This is a genomic window from Candidatus Neomarinimicrobiota bacterium (assembly GCA_022567655.1).
Taxonomy (GTDB): domain Bacteria; phylum Fidelibacterota; class SORT01; order SORT01; family SORT01; genus JADFGO01.
In genome coordinates this window covers 1-19,061 of sequence record JADFGO010000037.1, presented here as the reverse complement: position 1 = coordinate 19,061, position 19,061 = coordinate 1, and the positions used below count along the sequence as shown (strand labels likewise).

Genomic DNA, 19,061 nt, shown 5'->3' with positions numbered 1-19,061 from the left:
CCTTTCATCGCCGTTTGTATCCGCAATTCGTAATATCCCCTTGACCGTATTTGCTATAAATATATCCAGAGTAATGTCATCTCTTTCAATACTGCCTGTCGTAACTATTGTGCTGTCAAATATCGGACTGAGGTCATTGAAGATAGTAATATTTGTGACGTACAGATTATCTTGATCCGGTTTAGTTCTACCGAAAAACGGAAGCTCAATATTAGCTGCTGAAGTCTCGCTGAATTTAGTAATCTCGTCAATGATGGTTATTATGCTTTCACCCGAAGAGAGCAGAGTGGCTTTCGCGTGGTTGTAGAGAAGATCGCTGTTCAGCGGGTCTGTTAATAGTCCAAGCGCAAACAGGCTTTCAGCCGCATCAAAATCCCCGTCGAACATAAAATCCAATCCCTCTTCCAAAAAGTCCTCCCCTTCATCAGGAGAGCTTGTCCAGCTGAAAATGTTGCAGCCTGTAAGGGTCATTGTCAAAAAGAGTAGGCCTAATAGACTGATTCCTGCTCTGAGCTTCATTATAGTTCTCCCTGCTTAATTAAATCGATGAAATGTTTATTATATTCCCGGTACTCCGGGTGGGTCAAAAGAAAATATCAAGCCCACGTTGATTGCCGAATACTCACCCAATGAATAATCTCCATTGATGCCTAAGAACGGAAATAACGTCCACCTTAATCCACCGGTGAATCGCAGTTGGTTTTCACCTTCCACGTTCACTTTGATGTCAGCTCCGATTCCATCTAATTGATATGTGATATCCATATCCGTCGATTCGAACTGAGCGCCTAAATACACAGTCAGCATAGGAACGCTTTTACTCAGACGGAGATTGAAAGCCTTGTGGGACGATTCGAGGATATCGCCGACCTTAAAGCTCTGAAACATGAACCCGGCTGACAGCTGAGGCAACAGAGGAATTGGAGCGGGGAAATACTGGTCGAGACTATGGGATAACCCGAACCCGATAAGCTCGAGCTTGCCGATATCCTCACTCAGTTCAATTGCCGGAAGGTATCGAAAGTTCAGCTCCGTTCCCATTAACAGTCCTATGGAAACCTGCGGAACGGCAAAAAACACAGTTCCTTTATCCAAACCGTGCGGTAAGAACGCGTTGGAGCTTGCGCCTCCGAACACTGTCGGAGAATTCTTTATAGAATCACCGCCTACTACCGCTGTGTAAGACAGTCCATCATCAGGTATCGAAATTATCATTGCCCTGATGCCAATGTCGAAACCCGGAAGTCCGTGGATCTTTGCCGTATGATAAATTCCCGAATTTATCGCCGTTCCGAGGGCGGTCGCAAAGGGTTGGACGTATCCCGGTACGTTTTCTTTGGCGAGCGATTCAATAAACGCTTCAAAATCAGGTTTGGTGGTATCCTGTGCTTGACTCTCATTGGGCGTTAAAAACGAAACCAGTATAATAAGACCTAAAATTCTGTAACATATGTTCATGAATTCACTCTCCCGCTAATTGGTATCCAATTTCTTTATGGGCAACAAGGTAACTCCATATATAAAAAATTGTCAAGCTCTTTAACTGCTAATATCTTTAATAGTTTCCGGGTTTCTGCATTTTTATCTGAAGGTGTATGTATATTCATGGTTAACAGTTGCTCTATATTTAACATCAGACCCATTTCAGAAGCATAAGTAATCTGTTGTCACTGCATCTCAGATGACTTATACTGACAACGATATCAGGAGTGTTAACAGATGGGTTTTTCATGCGGCATAGTCGGGTTGCCGAACGTCGGCAAGTCAACTATTTATCAGGCGCTGACTTCAACGGAAGTGACAATAGAGCCGTACGCATTTTCCACAATTACTCCTAACATAGGGGTTGTGGACGTTCCCGATGTGCGTCTTGAGCATATAGCACAGGTAATCAATCCGGATAAAATAGTCAACACAACCTTGAACTTCGTCGACGTTGCCGGCCTCGTTGAAGGCGCTTCGTTGGGAGAGGGAATGGGGAACCAGTTCCTCAGTCATATTCGCAAGGTTGACTCTATCGCTCACGTGGTTCGTTGTTTTGAAGACGATAACGTCCCGCATGTGTCCACCGAGCTGAACCCGAAAAGAGATATAGAAGTTATCGAGCTCGAGTTGCTGCTGAAGGACGTGGAGACTCTTGATAAAAGAATCGAAAAGACAAAAAAAACAGCCAAGGGGGGAAATAAAAAAGAGAGCGAAGAGGTTGAGTTCTTAACCGGGTTCAGGGACGAAATAAACGAGGGGATACCCGCCCGCAGCATCCCTGTGGATGATGACGAGCAGGATTTGATCGACCAGTTGTTCCTGCTCTCTTCCAAACCGTACTTCTTCGTGGCAAACATCGGGGAGGGCGCAATCGGAGACGACAACTATGCATTGTTGAAACAGGTTTCTGAAGCCGCTAAAGAACGGCAGGTTCCCATTATCACTCTTTGCAGCAAATTAGAGGCTGAATTGGCTGAGATTCCGCAGAAAGAAAGAGCTGCTTATTCGGCTGAAATGGGAATTACCGAATCCGGACTGGATAATATTGTAACTATCGGTTACGAGCTGTTGAACCTGATAACATATTTTACTACGAAATCTGACGAAGTTAAGGCATGGACCGTTATCGAGAGCAGTGAAGCGTCCGAAGCGGCAGGGAAGATCCACTCGGACATGGAAAAGGGATTTATCAAAGCGGACATTATCAAGTATGAAGACCTGATCGAGTTCGGATCCGAGTCAGCTGTACGCGATCAAGGCTTGGTGATGACGGTCGGTAAAAATCACATTATCGAAGATGGAGATATCCTGCACTTTAAATTCAGATCTTAGATTTAAACATCAACGAAGACAAAATCACTTTTCCATTTTTCCAATTCTTTTAACTATTTTCGCTAATGATCTTCTGGCGGGGTTGAAACTTGGATTTATACTTAAACACTCTTCGTAATCCGTTTTTGCCCTAAGCAGGTCACCCGCCTTTTCATATAGCATTCCCCGCCGCCAGAAAGATGCAGGATATGAAGGGTCAGATTTCGCTCTCGGGCTGGAAATATAACGGGAGTAAATATTGACACCGGTGGACAGGCTGTCTCCTTCAAACAGATACGTCAAACCGAGCTTATAGAATACTTTGAGAGAATCATCAGGGGACATGATCTTTATCAGTCTGAGCTGTTTCCGGGCGGATAACCTGTTTATGCTCATAAGTATGTTTGTCTTCGTCCAGCGAACGTTTAAATCAGTGCTGTCGTGGGCTATCGCAAGCTCTATCTCCTTTTCAGCTAGATTATTTTCCCCTAACGAGAGATAATAATTCGCTTTCATTTCCGATCCCCTGAAAGGATCCAAACTTTTGATGTGTTCCAATTCCTCTTCCGCCTTTTCCCTCGATCCTCCTGCAATTTTCGGTGAACCTGAATAGAAATTAAACAGATCCTCATGTGTTCTGATATAATCAGGCATGAGCTCCGCCGCCCTTATAAAATGTTTTTTAACGTCACCGACGAGAAACGCCGCTCTGAACTTCGAAGAATTTTTTGCCTTTAACCCGAACGCCCGTCCAAGCCAATGGTGAGCCATACCTGAATTTTCTTCTGCCTTGACCGCTTTCTTTCCCCATTTAATGGCTTTGTCCCAATCATTCTCGCTTATCCAGTACATACATAATATTCTATATCCTTCGCTTTTCTCCGGAAATTTGTCAATTAGAATCTCGCCGAATTCTCCTACGCTGTCGAGCTCGCCAACCCAGAACAGCCTGTCAGCCCGGCTCACCATGTCCGTGTATTCATTGTCCACCGGACTTGACTGCCCTTGAGAGCTGAAAAGCATCAATGCTGAAAGAAGTATTACAATCACTATATAGGAGTCTCCCTCTTTCAAATTAAGAGATAAATAAGAAAAAATCTTTAAGTTATTTTTGCTCATCCTTTGCCTCATTGCTTATTATCGGCAAAGAATTTATTATCTCAAATATCAACGCCCGATCTTTCTTCGAAAGATGTACCCATACAAAATAATCGGAAATAGACTCAAAAACTAATTTTACATGCATTAACGTAGATTTTTACCGCCGTTAAACCTATATACTTTTATAGTTTGGAAATGCGGTTAACACCTGATATATTTTTCTCTCTGATTAACAACATAAGTGCAGGAATGAAAATTATAAGAATAGGCGTGATTGGTGTCGGGCATTTAGGCTCTTACCATATCCGCAATCTTCTGGAGATAGAAGACGTCGAGGTCGTCGGATTTTTCGACATAGATGACACGACTGCCTCAGAAGTAGCCGGTTCTACCGGACTGAAATCATTCAATTCGAGGGAAGAATTATTCGCTGAAGCGGAAGCCGTATCGATCGTAACTCCGACGAACACACACTACGAAATTGCGGTTTCGGCATTTGAGCATGGACTCAACTTGTTCATCGAAAAGCCGATCTGCGATAATGTCGAAGATGCGCGCAAATTAGTCGAAATCGCCAGAGAGAACGGCAGGACTATACAAGTTGGACACATCGAAAGGTTCAGCGGGACTTATAGAGCGCTAACCGGAATGAACCTTAAACCGATGTTCATCGAATGCCACAGGTTGATGCAGTTCCAACCCCGCAATTTGGACGTTGCGGTAGTCCACGACCTGATGATTCACGATATCGACCTCGTTTTACACATGAACGGTTCTAAGCCTGTCAAAGTAGACGCCAATGGAGTCTCGGTCATATCGGATAATGTGGATATCGCCAATGCCAGACTGACGTTTGAAAACGGATGCGTCGCCAATCTCACAGCAAGCCGAATCAGCCAGAAGGGAATGAGGAAGATGAGGATATTTCAGAAAAATTCTTATATCACGCTCGATTTCTTAAAAAACGAAACCCGCATTTACGGTTTGGGTTCCGAAAATTCTCAGAGTAGAGGAATCAAAGTTTCTGAAATACAGTTAGGTGATGAATCAAGAGGCATCTATCTCGATTCTCCCGATATAGTCGAGGAGAATCCGCTCTTAGCGGAGCTCACCGCGTTTGTTAACTGCATTCGAAACGATGAAGAACCTGTGGTAACAGGTGAAGACGGTTTGGCGGCACTTGAAACCGCGTCGCAAATCATAACGTCGATAAATAACAGTTCCATGTAATATCCCGATGCCCTTTCGCATTAGTAAATCGTGAAATCAGATTCTATCCTTATAGTTGCGGGCGAAGTCTCCGGAGATATCCAGGGCGCAAAGCTTGTCGTTGAGTTAAAAGAGCTATCCCCCGGAATCAAAATAACCGGCATCGGAGGCGATAATATGAAGTCAGCCGGAGTCGATCTTCTTCATCATGTGCGTGAAATGTCGTTTCTCGGTTTTAGTGAAATTATCAAACATCTTCCGTTTATCAGAAGAGTGTTGAACGAGTTGACACACTGGATAGAGATGAATCGCCCGAGTGCCGTAGTCTTGATCGACTATCCCGGTTTCAACTTAAAATTAGCCCGAAGAGCAAAAAAACTCGGGTGTAAGGTTATCTATTACATCAGCCCGCAGATTTGGGCATGGGGAAAGAGCAGGATAAAAAAAATCGCCCGTTTCGTGGATCTGATGATTGTCGTATTCCCTTTTGAGGAAAAACTTTACAAAGACTATGGGATTAACGTGGAATTTGTCGGGCACCCGATGCTCGAAGGGCTGGATAATACGAGCACAAAGGCAGAATTTTTTGAAAAGCATAAACTCGATGAAAGAAAAACTTTAATCGGATTATTGCCCGGCAGCAGATTGCAGGAAGTGGAAAAACTATATCCGACAATGCTCGAAGCCGTAGAGAAAATGAGAAGCAACTCAACTGAATTACAATCCGTAACCTCTCTTTCGCCCGCCCTTGATAAAGAAATTTACTCAAGTATAGAACAGGGTAAATACGCCGTCCATTCAACAGATACTCATGACGTCATGAAACACTCTGATCTGCTCATCGTGGCTTCGGGAAGCGCAACGCTCGAATCAGCCTTTTTCGGCACTCCGCTGATCATAGTTTACAGGTTATCGCCGATTTCCTGGTTCCTTGGAAATCTGCTTGTAAACATAAACAGCATCGGTCTGGTTAATATCGTGGCAGGTGAAAATATTGCTCCGGAGATTCTACAGTCCGATCTGACAGCGGATAGACTCGCCGAAGAAGCTCTTTCTATCATAACGAACGATAATATTTCGAGTGCGATGTCGGACAAGTTATCCGGGGTTAAAAAACTTCTCGGGGAACCGGGGGCATCGATGAAAGCCGCAAAATCAATATTACGAAATATAGCATCTTAGAAAGGAGATAATCCGATCTCCTTCGTAATCAGAGCCATACTTTTCTTCCCCCTTCTTTTTCCTCTTTCGCTGTTGTACAGGAGTGTCATTTTCCTGAGAAATTTTCTATATGATGTTAATGTCCTCCCTGCGAAGAAGGTCGATGCATTCGTGATCAGCGTGGGTAATCTATCCACCGGAGGGACCGGAAAGACCCCCCTGGTTCTATCGCTTATTGAATCGCTTTCCTCTCAGGGAAAGATACCGGCTGTTCTGTCGAGAGGGTACGGAAGAACCGGCAGCGGGCCGAAGTTTTACGGTTCCTCAACTTCCATAAGCGATTGGCGTGAATCAGGCGACGAGCCGTTTTTGATTAAAAATAGGATTGGTGAGATAACAGTTGTAATTGACTCTGTCAGGTACCGCGGCGCCATGGCGGCGGTAGATAATGGGCAATCTGAAATTATAATTCTCGACGACGGCTTCCAACACAGAGGAATCCACAGAAATTTGGACATTGTCATCGTGGATACGAACGAAAAACTAAAGAACCGTCTTCTTCTTCCGATAGGACGATTAAGAGAGCCCTTGAATTCCCTCAGGAGGGCTGACGTTGTAGTTGTGATGGGTGAAGAAACGGAAGCAAAAAGTTTCCGAAAGTATTTACGGAAAGATGCCGTTATTTGCGGTGGATTGAAAGAAGCGGATAAGATGATCAATATACAGACAGGCGAAGAGATCGGTTTTTCGAGATTAAAGGGAGCGGGACTAACGGCATTTTGCGGTATCGGTAATCCCGAAAGTTTCCGCGATTTACTCACTTCCTTCCAGCCGAAAAATGTTTCATTTTTATCGTTTCCCGATCATCATGCTTACACAACATCGGATTTTGATAGAATTAAGTCTCAACACGCTGCCTCGAACTCTGAATTTCTTTTGACCACCGAGAAGGATTCTATAAAACTTCCTTCAAACTTTTTAGGGGAGACGGACGTATATTATTTGAGGATTAAGTTCAGTCTGACATGGGGTAAAGAATCTTTTGACACCCTGCTGAATAGTCTGTTGCTGTCCGGCTGAATTGTGAGGTAGATGACATTGCATATTGGAAAGAATGTTTATATATTGGCAGTCCTTGGAACGAATAATGGGATCGAGTAGTTTAATTGCAAAACGGAACAGCAGCACAAATTTTTGAAATTTGAAGGAATTTTGATGAAGAGACGTATCCAAATATCGGCGATTATCGTATTAAGCTTCGTATTGGGTTTTGCCGGCAATCAGGTCGTTCATTCCGCTTCGGACCTGTACCTCAAGTTGGAAGTTTTTGAGAACATCATCCAGATTATGAACCGATACTATGTGGAAAAAGTGGATTGGGATAAAGTCATGAAAGGCGCCTATCGCGGAATGATGTCTCAGCTCGATCCGCATTCGGTTTATATCGACAAGGAGAAATTCAAAAAGAGCGAAGAAAGTTTTGCGGGAAAGTTTCAGGGTATCGGAATCGAGTTCGACATTCTCGACAGATATATCACTGTAATAGCTCCCATCGCGGGTTCTCCTTCCGATAAACTCGGCATCAGACCCGGCGATAAGATCGTCGCCATTGACGGAGAGTCCGCAAAAGACATCAATTATGAAGAGGTTTTTTCCAAACTCAGGGGTCCCAAAGGGTCAAAAGTTGTCGTTTCTATCAGAAGGCAAGGAACCGACGATGATTTTGAACTCACAATAGTTCGGGACGAAATCCCGATTTACTCCGTTCTTTCGTCATTTATGATAGACGAGGAGATCGGATATATACTTTTGAGCAGATTTTCAAGGACTACGAGCGATGAAATTGAAACGGCTTTGCAATCCCTCGAAAATCAGGGGATGAAGAATTTGGTGCTGGATCTTCGTTCGAACGCGGGAGGTTATCTCGACAAAGCGGTCGACGTGCTTGATAAGTTCATCGGCGGCGGTGAGATTCTGGTATACACAAAGGGCAGAGTATCGAGCGCTAATGAAGAGTACTATTCCAATTCCAAAGGAACTCACGAACGCTTCCCCCTCGTCGTGCTTGTAAACCGGGGATCAGCAAGCGCCTCCGAGATTGTAGCAGGCGCAATTCAAGACCTCGATAGGGGATTAGTTGTCGGAGAGACTACGTTCGGAAAGGGGCTTGTCCAAAGACAGTGGAAGATGAAAGACGACTCGGCTATAAGGGTAACTATTGCCAGGTATTATACACCGAGCGGGAGATTGATTCAGAGATCCTATGAAAATGGTATTGAACAGTACTACGAAGACATTCGTAACGACGCACAAAATCAGGTCGAGCCGGAAAAAGATGATCGACCTGTGTTCAATACCAAATCGGGAAGATTGGTTCGCGGAGGAGGAGGCATAACGCCCGATATCATCGTTCCCTCCGGTTTGAACTTGTCTAAAAACATTATTGAGCTCCTGAGAGACCCCAAAAGATTCGTCTTCAGCTATGCCTCAGAATACGCTTCCCGTCACCCGGAGTTGGGCGATGATGAAAATTGGTTCATAAGCGAATTTCAGGTCTCCGGTGGGATGATTGAGGATTTCGTGTCAACTTTAGAAGAATCCGGTTTTGAATTAAATGAAAAATCTTTAGATGCAGACAGTGATTACCTGAAGAATCTGATTAAGTCGGAAATCGCCGGATCACTATTCGGAAGAAACGGACGCTATAAGGTAAAGATTCAGACCGACAATCAGCTTCAACGGGCTCTTGAACTACTTCCGGAAGCGAAAGCGCTTTCCGATGCGGTATTGGGAATGAAAGAAAACTCGAATTAGTAGATATAAATATTGACAATTGCGATTTTTATTTTTATCCTTCGTAGTTCATAACACTTGACTCCCATTGGAGCTGTGTGAATTAGGATCATTATTAATAATTGATGGAATTAAATAATTCGGAGGCTAATAATTTATGATTGATTTATTTCTTCAGGGCGGGCCCTTTATGTGGCCAATTCTAATCCTTTTCATACTCGGTATCGCACTAAGCATTGAGAGGCTCTGGACTCTGCTTGATGCATCGATCGATACCCGAAATTTTATGCAGAAAATAAAAGTAGCTTTGAACGAGAAAGGCTTTGAAGGAGCTATGGAAATTTCCTCTAACACTAAAGGCCCGGTAGCTTCGCTCTTTTATGCCGGCTTGATGCGTGCTAAAAGAGGTATAGAAGCTGTTGAAAAAGCTATCGGAAGCGCCGGCACTATAGAGATGGCGTTTCTCGAGCGCAATCTGATTTGGCTTGCTACAATTGCCACAATTGCTCCGTTGCTCGGGTTCACCGGAACAGTTTCCGGCATGGTAAATGCCTTTCAGGACATCGCCGCAGCTGACGACATTTCTCCCTCTATTGTTGCGGGTGGTATTTCCGAAGCGCTGCTGACCACTTTATTCGGTCTTATTGTTGCGATGATAATACAAACGACGCATAATTTCTTCGTCTCCAGAATTGACAGACTTATAATCGACATGGAAGAAAGTTCTGTTGAACTTGTCGAATCGCTTATAGAATTAGAAGAGGGATCTCTAAAATCACAGCCGACGGAGAGCAGCCCGGAGCAGCTCTAAAGGCAAAATAAGATGATCTTAGAAAAGAGAAAAAAACGACCCGCGGAAATCCCGACCAGTTCCATGGCGGACATAGCATTTCTGTTACTCATCTTCTTTCTTGTAACAACGACCATCGACATGGACAAGGGTCTAACGCTTGTGCTGCCGGCGCCCGGAGAAGAAAAGGAGATTCCAAAAGAAAACATCTCAAATCTGCTGATTAACGCCGCAGGCAACATAATGTTGGATGAGGAGTTTATACCGCTTACTCAAATTGCAAGAACGGTCAGGATTAAGATTCTGAACAATAAAAATCTTATAATCTCCGTAAAAACAGATAGGGAAACCGATTATCAGGTGTTCGTTTCCGTCCTCGATCAACTTAAGATGGCAAATGCGACAAGAATCTCAATCGCCGAACCGGAGTTCTAATTATGCATTTTGAGAAAAAAGGGAAGGTGTTCGAGGGGATACCGACAGCTTCCATGCCCGATATCGTATTCATGCTTCTTATCTTTTTTATGGTCACTACTGTTCTAAAGAAGTTTGACGGTCTTCCGCTGAATTTACCGCACGCGCGGAAAATTGAGAAATTGGGGACGAAGAGGCATGTGTCATATATCTGGGTTTCACGGAACGGAGATATAAGCGTCGACGATAAACTTGTGCGCACACGCGACGTCAGAAACGTAATGTACGAACGTTTCGTCAAAGATCCACAACTGATAGTTTCGATGAAAGTGGATCAACAGGCAGACTTCGGAATTGTGAGTGATATCCACCAGGAATTACGGGAAGCGGGAACATTGAGAGTCAACTACTCTGCCAAGCGTGGCTCCAGCTGATGGATTACAAAAAACCCGAAATAAGTTTGAAGGTGCGATACCGCCGACTGCTTGAAATAGGATTTATCATAGCTTTCTTCCTGCTTATTACATTAGGACTAACCTATCCGAGGTTTCGTGTAAAAAGAGTCAAGTTGACACCTCCCAGAATCGAGATAAATATAGAAAAGGTGGACGTAACTCAGCAGTTTGAAGCCCCCCCGCCTCCGGCTCGTCCGTCTATACCGGTGGAATCAGAGAGCGATGAACTCCTCGATGACGTTACAATCGATCCGACTACGATCGATATGTTCTCGGAGATAGAACCTCCTCCCGCTCCGGATGCAGGCTTAATCGAATTTATTCCTTACGACGAAGATCCTCTGCCTATCGGCGGTTACGAAGGGATAAAGAATAGAGCGAAATATCCTGAGATCGCCCGTGAGGCCGGGATAGAAGGTATGGTAATAGTTCGCGCTTTTATCGATGATAAAGGGATTGTTCGGGAGGTTAAAATTCAGCTCGGTATTCCTAACACGGGTTTAGATGAAGCTGCCATGAGCGCCGTGGAAAGAACAAGGTTCAAGCCTGCAAAGCAAAGAGACAAACCGGTAGGCGTCTGGATATCTATTCCGATTACATTTAAGTTAACAATAGATTAAAATCCTTACCCGGTCGTTTAATATGATTTACAGACAGGATATTCGAACGTCCGTAACAGTTTAGCCTAATTCATTCTTACTTATTTATTGGATTACTAACAGTTAGGAATTTTTATTGAGTTTACTCATAGTGGGTTCAGTCGCATTTGACTCAATAGAGACTGCCAAAGAGAGCAGGGAAAAGATTCTCGGAGGCTCTGCGAACTACGCTTCATTAGCGGCTTCACTCTTCAGTTATACAAGTATGGTCGGAGTGGTAGGTGAAGACTATCCAAAGGATATATTTACGACTATGAACCAAAGAGGGATAGATACTACCGGAGTGAAGACCGAGCAGGGAGAGACGTTCAGCTGGGGCGGAGTCTATTCCGAGGATTTTTCCGAGAGAAAAACACTGTTCACGAATCTCAACGTATTTGAAAATTTTAATCCTGTACTTAGCGATACTCACAGGAAATCGAAATATCTGCTGCTCGGGAATATCCATCCGGCGCTGCAATTAAATGTTTTGAGCCAGCTCGAAGAACCCAAAATCACCGCGTGTGATACAATGAATCTCTGGATTGACACAGCGCTCGAAGAGCTTAGGTCTCTGATACAAAAAATAGATATTCTGCTTGTCAACGATGAGGAAGTTAAACTCCTCTCGGGAAACGGCAATATTCCGACAGCGGCGAAAATGATGTTAAAACAGGGTCCAAGGTTTGTAATCGTGAAAAAAGGCGCTGACGGGGCTGCAATATTCGGAGAGGAATTCGAGTTTCACCTGCCCGCTTATCCTGTAAAAGAAGTTCGTGACCCTACCGGGGCTGGAGATACCTTTGCCGGCGCGCTCATGGCTTATATTGCGATGGTGGATTCTGTCAGCGAAGATCACCTCAAGAGAGCTATGGTTACCGGTACTATTCTCGCATCCTTTTGTGTAGAAGATTTCGGCGTCGAGGCTCTCCTGAAAGTAACTCCTGAAGAAATAAATCAGCGTTTCGATAGTATGATACGGTTGACCAGATTTGACGATACTCCGCTGTTAAAGTGAAAGTAGTCACCTCCGAGTTCCACGTAACGTCCAAGGGTGATGCCGACATGATCGATATTACCGGCTACATCCGGGAGGCGATCGAAGAACACCGATTTGTTGAAGGCAGTGCAACCGTATTTGTCCCCGGTGCGACCGGTGCAGTTACAACTATTGAGTTTGAACCCGGCCTTCGTGAGGATTTTCCAAAATCCTTCGACAAGATCGCACCTGCAAACGCTGTCTACAAACATGATGAGACCTGGCATGACGGCAACGGACATTCGCACGTCCGCGCTTCGCTGCTCGGTCCTTCCTTGACGGTGCCTTTTTCTGAGGCACGTCTGATCCTCGGTCAGTGGCAGCAGATTGTCCTGCTTGATTTTGATAATAAACCCCGCGAGAGAAGGGTAATAGTCCAGCTGATCGGCACCGGCGGTTGATAATGAGTCGCCCCGCTACCATCAAGTGGAATGACGACAGGGTTATGATGATTGATCAGACGCTCCTTCCGGGTGAAGTTAAGGTACTTGAAATCAGTGACTACAAGCTGATAGCTGAGGCGATTAAATCCTTGAGAATCAGGGGCGCACCGGCTATCGGTATCGCCGGAGCGTTTGGTATTGTCCTCGGATCTCGGCAATTCGGGGGAGATAACATCAGCGACTTCAAAGAGCATCTCGAAAAGGTGGCTGCTTTCCTCGCAGCTACCCGCCCTACAGCCGTAAATTTAGAATGGGCTATACGGAGAATGATGGAAAAGGCAGAAAAATTTACGGATGCGGGCATTGAACGGATGCAGTCGATATTGCTGGATGAGGCGGAAGCGATATTGAACGAGGATATAGAATCGTGTAAGAAGATAGGAGCTCACGGCGCAGCAATTCTCCCGGAGTCGGGCACGGGGCTGACCCACTGCAACGCCGGAGGACTTGCCACCGGCGATTACGGTACGGCTCTCGGCGTTATTTTCTCCGCCGTTGAATTGAATAAATCTATTAAAATGTATGTTGACGAAACCCGGCCTCTGCTCCAGGGCGCGCGGCTCACAACCTGGGAGCTTCAGAATCAGGGTATCGATACCACATTGATAACCGATAATATGGCGGGTCATGTTATGGCGCAGGGCAAGATTGATTTCGTCATTGTAGGAGCTGATCGAATCGCCAATAACGGCGACGTCGCCAACAAAATCGGGACGTATTCCGTTGCAGTACTTGCAAAATATCATGATATCCCCTTTTACGTAGCTGCCCCTTTGTCCACCATAGATTTTGAATCCCGGAGCGGGGAGCAGATACCGATAGAGGAAAGAGCCCCGGAAGAGGTAACGCAAGGCTTTGGTAGAACCACCGCCCCCGAAGGCACAACGGTATATTCACCTGCTTTTGACATTACTCCGCATAATCTGGTATCCGCACTCATCACTGATGAGGGAATTATTTATCCTCCTTATGGCAACCTGAAAGATAAAATCCTTGACTCAAAAAAAAATAAAAGTTAAGCTATAGCGTTTAAACACATATTCCGGGACAATAAAATGAATACAAAATTATTATCAATTTTTATTATGAGCATCCTCTTTATGGGAGCTTACTTTGCAGCCTGCGGCAGCATTGAAATGAGGTCGGCGAAGTCCTACTTACAAGAAAATAATTTGGAAAGCGCCGAGGAGCAGGCTCTCCTTGCGGTTGAAAATGAGACAGCTAATCCCTTTCCTTCATACTGGCTCGGTATGAACATTTATGCGAAGCAGGAAAGATGGGAAGACATGAGAGCGATGTTCGATAAGTCTTTATCCATATCGCCTAAATTTGCAGCTGAAATTGAGAATCAAAGCGAATTTCATTGGATAAATGAGTTTAATGAGGGTGCAAATCTTTTTAACACAGTGCTGAACGGGGAATCATCAAATGCCGATTCCGCGCTCTCTGCCGCGATAAAATCATTCGAAGAAGCCACGCTCATAATCCCCGGGCGGGCGCAGGCTTATGCGACGATAGCCTCTCTATACTTGCACAAAGAGGATGCCGAATCAGCCAAGATGTATCTCATCAAATCTGCCGAGTTAGATTCTACCGACATTAAATCACTCGTAAACCTTGCAATAATTTACTCAAAGGAAAATGATTACGAAAAAGGAGATAGTTATCTAAACAAGGTGTTGGAACTTGATCCGGGAAATTTAACTGCTCTCCAGCAACTTGCTCAAAATTTCGACTCTCAGGGCAAATCTGAAGAAGCGGAGGCAACTTATCAAAAGGCACTGAAGGCGGACCCCGAAAACGCGAATCTCATGTATAACCTCGGAGTAATTTATCTAAAGGCTGATAACTACGAAAAAGCTGAAGAGATGTTCTTAGGCAGTCTGAAATTGAATCCGGACGATTGCGATGCTATCTCAAACGTAGCGGCTGTTTACTCCAATTTGGAAGGAAGGCTGGCTGAAGCTGAAACCTATCTCCTTAAGGCATCTGAATGCGCTCCTACCGAAAATGTTTATTGGAGGCAGCTCGTTGGGGTTTACATGAAGATGGGAAAACCGGACAAAGCGCAGGACGCTCTGGACAAAGCTAAGGAACTTGGGTATAAACCGTAAATAGATTTTTCATATAAATTTCTAAAACACCCCCAAGCGATATTATTGGTAGCAGTCAGGACTGGTCCTGACGTCAGACAGCACCGTCGGTGCGGTCATCCGGCAGCTGCCCGTCAGGCACCGGACTGGCCGGATAACCCGCACACGTTTGTCATTGCGAGGAGTGAACCCCGCCGAAGGCGCGGTATACGACGAAGCAATCTCTTAACTCACTGTAATACAGGTGCTTATGAGATTCCTTCAGTCGTCCCGATCCCGAAACTTCGGGACGGGACTCCTTCGGAATGACGGTTTTTATTTTGATTTTACACAACCTCAGTGTGGAGGGACAGTTCTATCAGTAGTTGAAAACTTATCCGACTACTTTTTTCCGGGAAATTAAAAAATCCATCAACGCCGTGGCTAAGTTCGCCGAAGAATCTAACCGGTAATAATCGATATTCTGTTTGAGGCACCCGTATTTATATGCGTGAATGAATTCTTTCATTTTCAGCGCGTAATCTTCCTTTAAATGCCATGGGTCGGCGCTTATGCGCTCTCCAGACTCCATGTCGCTGAACAGCGCTTCGCGCGGGAAATTAAAATCGAGTTCCATCGGATCGAGTATGTGAAATACAATTACTTCGTGGTCGTTATAACGAAAATGTCTTAACCCGTTCAGCACTTCTTCAGGGTCATCCATCAGATCCGAGAGTATTATTATCAGACCGCGTCTATGTATTCGTTCGGCGAGCTCGTGGAAATTAGAAGCCAGATCGGTTTCTTTACCCGGAGACAGATTTTCGAGTTGCTCAAGCAGCAGTTTCAAATAGGTAGATCTCGAACTTGGAGGGATGTACGATCGGATCTTGTCGTCGATGATACAGAGCCCTACTGCGTCCCGCTGCCTGAGCATAAGATACGTGAGCGATGCCGCTATATACGAGGCGAACTCGAGTTTGGTCACGCCGCCGGATGAATAATTCATTGATGCGCTTGAATCCAACACTATATACGCTTTGAGGTTTGTCTCTTCCTCGAACTGTTTTATGTAGTATCTGTCCGTCTTTCCGAAGAGCTTCCAATCGATATGTTTTGATTCGTCACCCGGTATATATTGACGGTGTTCCGAAAATTCTACGCTGAAACCGTGATAGGGACTTCGATGCAACCCTGTGATAAATCCCTCAACTATCAAACGCGCACGGATGTACATGTTTTTGACCGCGGAAAGCGCCACAGGGTCTAAATATTTCAGGCGGTCAGCCATAGGGAGTTAAAGTCGGTGTTCGCTTTCTTCCAACAGTTGGGAAATCAGAGAGTCTGCCGTCACTCCCTCCGCTTCGGCGGTGAAACTCATTACAATCCGATGCCTCAAAACCGGCTTTGCCATTGCGACGACGTCTTCTATAGCCGGCGTTGTTCTCCCGTCGAGAAGAGCACGCGCTTTGGCGCCCAGGATCATGTACTGGGACGCTCTGGGTCCGGCGCCCCATTCGACTATCTCATTAACCCTCGACAACGAGCCGTTTGTGCCGGGTCTCGTAAGTGATGTGAGTCGAACCGCGTATTCTATGACGTTATCGGCGACCGGGACACCCCGCACTAAATTTTGATAATTTATAATATCTGCCTTCGATATAACCTTTTTCGGTTCTTCCATCATCAATCCGGTCGTAGATTTCACGATCTCCACCTCTTCGTTTTCGAGAGGGTAGTCTATTTTCAGATTGAACATGAACCTGTCGAGCTGCGCTTCCGGAAGTGGATAGGTTCCCTCCTGCTCGATCGGATTCTGAGTTGCCAGCACAAAAAACGGTTCGTCCAGCGCATGAGTTTGACCCCCTGCAGTTACCTGATGTTCCTGCATCGCTTCCAACAACGCAGCCTGAGTTTTGGGAGGAGTCCTGTTAATTTCATCAGCCAATAAGATGTTCGCGAAGACGGGACCTTTTATAAATCTGAATTCTCTTTTATCGGTGTCTACGTCATGCTCAAGAATCTCTGTGCCTGTAATGTCCGACGGCATAAGGTCTGGCGTAAATTGAATCCTGTTGAAACTCAAATCCATGACGTCTGACAAAGTCTTGATCAGAAGCGTTTTTGCGAGTCCGGGCACGCCGACGAGCAAACAATGCCCCCTCGAAAGAAGGGAAATCAATAGGCTCGAGATTATCTCTTTTTGGCCGACAATAACTTTTCCCACCTCCTCATAGATTTGCCGAGTAGAGGCTTGTAAATTTTCTGTTAACTCTATGTCTGAAACTTTGTTTTTATCAGTCATTTAAGGTTCGTTTACCTGTTTTTGAACTGTTCATCGGGCAAGGAAAAATAACGGCGCGGCTGAGCAATGTCAACCGCTATGGATTAAAAGTCGAAATATTGACCGACCTGTTCCTATGATGTGTGGTCAAATTTAACTGTTCTTTTTGAGCGCATCAAGGCGCTTTATAGCATCCTTTCTTTCAGGGATTTCCTCGTCGGTAAATTCCTGCGGTGAGAACCATCAACCGGTTGTACCAATACTCTTGACACACCCCGTCTTTTGTCCTGAACAATCGGGACAAAATCCACCCCTCCCCGCCAGACCAATGTCGGGCTGGTTGATAGAGGGGAATTATTGGTTTCCCCTCCTTTTTAAGGAGGGGATCAAGGGGTGGTTGTCTTATGAATGCGGTCAGAGCCACCGCCGATGGCGGGACGACCGCGGCCTGCCCGACATATGTCAGACGGGCAATCTCGCTTTTACTTTTTTTCTTCATGATAGATTCTATCTTCATGCTTCGACTCCGCTCAGCATGACAAAGATTGAGATTGCTTCGTCGCCTTGCTCATCGCCAGCCCGACTGATGTCTGTCGGACAAAGACATAAAATGCAAGTTTGCGTTTGGACACTTCTTGTATCATCAAAATTATTTCAGAAAGCCTATATTATTTGAACCAATTTTTACTGTTCGGACCTAATTTTTCCGGTCCGATATACTTACTCACTATTTTTGAGATCACACCCTGCAATCTCGAAAGAAGATTTTCTCTTCCTTCGTCTAATTCATGCTTATTCAGGGCAATTTCAATAGCGATTTTTAAGTCGTCAGGCTTAAATGGTTTAATTATATATCCATACGGAGCCGTTTTTATCGCCCTCTCAAGCGTTTCATCGTCGCTCCTTCCGGTCAGATATACGACAGGAACGTTACTTATTGCAATCAGTTCTTCCGCGGTCTGAATTCCGTCCAATTCCCCCGGAATCTCAATATCCATCAGGACTATATCCGGTTCGTCCGCCTTTATCCTCTTCAGGGCATCTTCACCGTTCGTAACCGAGTCACTGACTTCATATCCTAAATACTCTAAAGATTCTTTAATTGTATCGGCAATAGACTCATCATCCTCAACAATCAGTACTCGCCGGGTCTCCTCATCCATGCTCGTTTAAAAAACCATCATATTTCTGAACGCCGTCATATTTGCCCTGCTAATTTATCCGACCGGGAAACTTCTCTGTTGTATTGAGAAAATTACGAATTTTATCCGTCAAATGATATTAGAGATTTTTTTTCGTATGATAATACGCATACGCTTCAACGCCGTTCTAAACCGGTGTCCGGTCAATTTTCTGAATCAGGCTTATTGATATAGTTTTTATGAAGATAGATTCCGAGCTCCCAGCCCGAAAGTGTAAAGAGAGGATATATGATATAGTAAATCCTGTTGAATGCGCTTACGTTGAATATCGCCGTTGCAGCGATTGCCAAACCGAAGAATCCTCCGGCGGCTCCCAAAAGAGCTCTGATTTTACCTTTTTTGATGAAACTTGCCCCTGCGACGGTTCCGATGATTCCCGACAACAAAAGACCGAGTAATACCGGAAGCTCACCCTTGATTCCCCGCGTCATAATTCCCCATAGATCCAATTGCACGTTGGAAATTTTACGGATAAGAAATTCACCGATCAGGAATCCCGCAGTCGATCCGAGATACGAGAAGAAGATTATTTTGAGATAGCGCAATTAATTACGGGCTTAATGTGCCTGCCCTACTCAGTCTTCTATCACCGGTAGTTTTCCGAGAACCTCCTCGATTGTCAGGTTGACGATTTCTCCGAGACCAAGCTCATCGATTCCGGTTT

Annotated in this window: 21 protein-coding genes; 13 read left to right on the top strand and 8 right to left on the bottom strand. The window is 45.0% G+C overall.

Annotated elements, in window-relative coordinates; translation table 11 throughout:
• Both IID12_05470 and IID12_05465 read right to left on the bottom strand, forming a co-directional pair.
• The coding region (locus IID12_05470) for a hypothetical protein (GenBank protein ID MCH8288540.1) at positions 1 to 519 on the bottom strand (519 nt) is incomplete at its 3' end.
• 39 nt (positions 520 to 558) lie between these two features.
• Positions 559 to 1,458, bottom strand: a complete 900-nt coding sequence (locus tag IID12_05465) for a hypothetical protein (GenBank protein MCH8288539.1) — start codon at positions 1,456 to 1,458, stop codon at positions 559 to 561.
• Positions 1,459 to 1,719: 261 nt separating this feature from the next.
• Between IID12_05465 and ychF the strand changes: the two genes are divergently transcribed.
• Entirely contained in the window at positions 1,720 to 2,817 is a 1,098-nt protein-coding gene (ychF, locus tag IID12_05460; GenBank protein ID MCH8288538.1) for a redox-regulated ATPase YchF, read from the top strand.
• 24 nt (positions 2,818 to 2,841) lie between these two features.
• On the opposite strand, the gene IID12_05455 is transcribed toward ychF, so the two are convergent.
• Positions 2,842 to 3,915 (bottom strand): hypothetical protein, encoded by a 1,074-nt coding sequence (locus tag IID12_05455; GenBank protein MCH8288537.1) that lies wholly within the window; start codon positions 3,913 to 3,915, stop codon positions 2,842 to 2,844.
• Between the two features lie 231 nt (positions 3,916 to 4,146).
• Here IID12_05455 and IID12_05450 point away from each other — a divergent pair, with 231 nt between their 5' ends.
• The 12 genes from IID12_05450 (at position 4,147) to IID12_05395 (ending at position 14,953) form a co-directional block, all read left to right on the top strand.
• Positions 4,147 to 5,127 carry a Gfo/Idh/MocA family oxidoreductase gene (locus tag IID12_05450; GenBank protein ID MCH8288536.1) on the top strand — a complete coding sequence of 327 codons (981 nt, stop codon included), beginning with the start codon at positions 4,147 to 4,149 and terminating at the stop codon, positions 5,125 to 5,127.
• A gap of 30 nt (positions 5,128 to 5,157) precedes the next feature.
• A complete protein-coding gene (gene lpxB / locus IID12_05445) occupies positions 5,158 to 6,288 on the top strand; it encodes a lipid-A-disaccharide synthase (GenBank protein ID MCH8288535.1) in 1,131 nt (376 codons plus the stop codon).
• A 72-nt stretch (positions 6,289 to 6,360) separates the two neighbouring features.
• Entirely contained in the window at positions 6,361 to 7,347 is a 987-nt protein-coding gene (gene lpxK / locus IID12_05440; GenBank protein MCH8288534.1) for a tetraacyldisaccharide 4'-kinase, read from the top strand.
• Positions 7,348 to 7,482: 135 nt separating this feature from the next.
• Entirely contained in the window at positions 7,483 to 9,081 is a 1,599-nt protein-coding gene (locus IID12_05435) for a S41 family peptidase (GenBank protein MCH8288533.1), read from the top strand.
• 136 nt (positions 9,082 to 9,217) lie between these two features.
• Entirely contained in the window at positions 9,218 to 9,871 is a 654-nt protein-coding gene (locus IID12_05430; protein MCH8288532.1) for a MotA/TolQ/ExbB proton channel family protein, read from the top strand.
• Positions 9,872 to 9,883: 12 nt separating this feature from the next.
• Positions 9,884 to 10,285: a biopolymer transporter ExbD gene (locus tag IID12_05425; GenBank protein MCH8288531.1), complete on the top strand. Its 402-nt coding sequence runs from the start codon at positions 9,884 to 9,886 to the stop codon at positions 10,283 to 10,285.
• 2 nt (positions 10,286 to 10,287) lie between these two features.
• Positions 10,288 to 10,698, top strand: a complete 411-nt coding sequence (locus IID12_05420; GenBank protein MCH8288530.1) for a biopolymer transporter ExbD — start codon at positions 10,288 to 10,290, stop codon at positions 10,696 to 10,698.
• Positions 10,698 to 11,339, top strand: a complete 642-nt coding sequence (locus IID12_05415; GenBank protein MCH8288529.1) for an energy transducer TonB — start codon at positions 10,698 to 10,700, stop codon at positions 11,337 to 11,339. Before IID12_05420 ends, IID12_05415 begins: the two co-directional genes overlap by 1 nt.
• 115 nt (positions 11,340 to 11,454) lie before the next feature.
• Positions 11,455 to 12,375 carry a bifunctional hydroxymethylpyrimidine kinase/phosphomethylpyrimidine kinase gene (locus IID12_05410; protein MCH8288528.1) on the top strand — a complete coding sequence of 307 codons (921 nt, stop codon included), beginning with the start codon at positions 11,455 to 11,457 and terminating at the stop codon, positions 12,373 to 12,375.
• Positions 12,372 to 12,797, top strand: a complete 426-nt coding sequence (locus tag IID12_05405) for a YjbQ family protein (GenBank protein ID MCH8288527.1) — start codon at positions 12,372 to 12,374, stop codon at positions 12,795 to 12,797. Before IID12_05410 ends, IID12_05405 begins: the two co-directional genes overlap by 4 nt.
• A gap of 2 nt (positions 12,798 to 12,799) precedes the next feature.
• The gene (gene mtnA / locus IID12_05400) at positions 12,800 to 13,858 is read left to right on the top strand and encodes an S-methyl-5-thioribose-1-phosphate isomerase (protein ID MCH8288526.1); all 1,059 of its coding nucleotides are present in this window, start codon (positions 12,800 to 12,802) and stop codon (positions 13,856 to 13,858) included.
• 36 nt (positions 13,859 to 13,894) lie between these two features.
• On the top strand, positions 13,895 to 14,953 hold the full coding sequence (locus tag IID12_05395; GenBank protein MCH8288525.1) for a tetratricopeptide repeat protein: 1,059 nt from the start codon (positions 13,895 to 13,897) through the stop codon (positions 14,951 to 14,953).
• Positions 14,954 to 15,305: 352 nt separating this feature from the next.
• Here IID12_05395 and IID12_05390 read toward each other — a convergent pair whose 3' ends face one another.
• The 5 genes from IID12_05390 to IID12_05370 all read right to left on the bottom strand — a co-directional run bounded on the left by IID12_05390 (position 15,306) and on the right by IID12_05370 (position 18,942).
• On the bottom strand, positions 15,306 to 16,202 hold the full coding sequence (locus IID12_05390) for a DUF58 domain-containing protein (protein ID MCH8288524.1): 897 nt from the start codon (positions 16,200 to 16,202) through the stop codon (positions 15,306 to 15,308).
• 6 nt (positions 16,203 to 16,208) lie between these two features.
• Positions 16,209 to 17,216, bottom strand: coding sequence for an AAA family ATPase (locus tag IID12_05385; GenBank protein ID MCH8288523.1), 1,008 nt, complete (start codon positions 17,214 to 17,216; stop codon positions 16,209 to 16,211).
• A gap of 181 nt (positions 17,217 to 17,397) precedes the next feature.
• Positions 17,398 to 17,712 (bottom strand): hypothetical protein, encoded by a 315-nt coding sequence (locus IID12_05380; protein MCH8288522.1) that lies wholly within the window; start codon positions 17,710 to 17,712, stop codon positions 17,398 to 17,400.
• 151 nt (positions 17,713 to 17,863) lie between these two features.
• Complete coding sequence (locus IID12_05375) at positions 17,864 to 18,358, bottom strand: response regulator (GenBank protein MCH8288521.1); 495 nt, start codon at positions 18,356 to 18,358, stop codon at positions 17,864 to 17,866.
• 182 nt (positions 18,359 to 18,540) lie between these two features.
• Positions 18,541 to 18,942, bottom strand: a complete 402-nt coding sequence (locus IID12_05370; GenBank protein ID MCH8288520.1) for a hypothetical protein — start codon at positions 18,940 to 18,942, stop codon at positions 18,541 to 18,543.
• Between the last annotated feature and the right edge of the window lie 119 nt (positions 18,943 to 19,061).

Excerpts from the sequence above, each read along its gene's own strand:
- IID12_05465 (MCH8288539.1), bottom strand. The coding sequence starts at position 1,458 with ATGAACATATGTTACAGAATTTTAGGTCTTATTATACTGGTTTCGTTT.
- ychF (MCH8288538.1), top strand. The coding sequence starts at position 1,720 with ATGGGTTTTTCATGCGGCATAGTCGGGTTGCCGAACGTCGGCAAGTCA.
- IID12_05455 (MCH8288537.1), bottom strand. The coding sequence starts at position 3,915 with ATGAGCAAAAATAACTTAAAGATTTTTTCTTATTTATCTCTTAATTTG.
- IID12_05450 (MCH8288536.1), top strand. The coding sequence starts at position 4,147 with ATGAAAATTATAAGAATAGGCGTGATTGGTGTCGGGCATTTAGGCTCT.
- IID12_05435 (MCH8288533.1), top strand. The coding sequence starts at position 7,483 with ATGAAGAGACGTATCCAAATATCGGCGATTATCGTATTAAGCTTCGTA.
- IID12_05430 (MCH8288532.1), top strand. The coding sequence starts at position 9,218 with ATGATTGATTTATTTCTTCAGGGCGGGCCCTTTATGTGGCCAATTCTA.
- IID12_05425 (MCH8288531.1), top strand. The coding sequence starts at position 9,884 with ATGATCTTAGAAAAGAGAAAAAAACGACCCGCGGAAATCCCGACCAGT.
- IID12_05420 (MCH8288530.1), top strand. The coding sequence starts at position 10,288 with ATGCATTTTGAGAAAAAAGGGAAGGTGTTCGAGGGGATACCGACAGCT.
- IID12_05415 (MCH8288529.1), top strand. The coding sequence starts at position 10,698 with ATGGATTACAAAAAACCCGAAATAAGTTTGAAGGTGCGATACCGCCGA.
- mtnA (MCH8288526.1), top strand. The coding sequence starts at position 12,800 with ATGAGTCGCCCCGCTACCATCAAGTGGAATGACGACAGGGTTATGATG.
- IID12_05395 (MCH8288525.1), top strand. The coding sequence starts at position 13,895 with ATGAATACAAAATTATTATCAATTTTTATTATGAGCATCCTCTTTATG.
- IID12_05390 (MCH8288524.1), bottom strand. The coding sequence starts at position 16,202 with ATGGCTGACCGCCTGAAATATTTAGACCCTGTGGCGCTTTCCGCGGTC.
- IID12_05385 (MCH8288523.1), bottom strand. The coding sequence starts at position 17,216 with ATGACTGATAAAAACAAAGTTTCAGACATAGAGTTAACAGAAAATTTA.
- IID12_05380 (MCH8288522.1), bottom strand. The coding sequence starts at position 17,712 with ATGAAGATAGAATCTATCATGAAGAAAAAAAGTAAAAGCGAGATTGCC.
- IID12_05375 (MCH8288521.1), bottom strand. The coding sequence starts at position 18,358 with ATGGATGAGGAGACCCGGCGAGTACTGATTGTTGAGGATGATGAGTCT.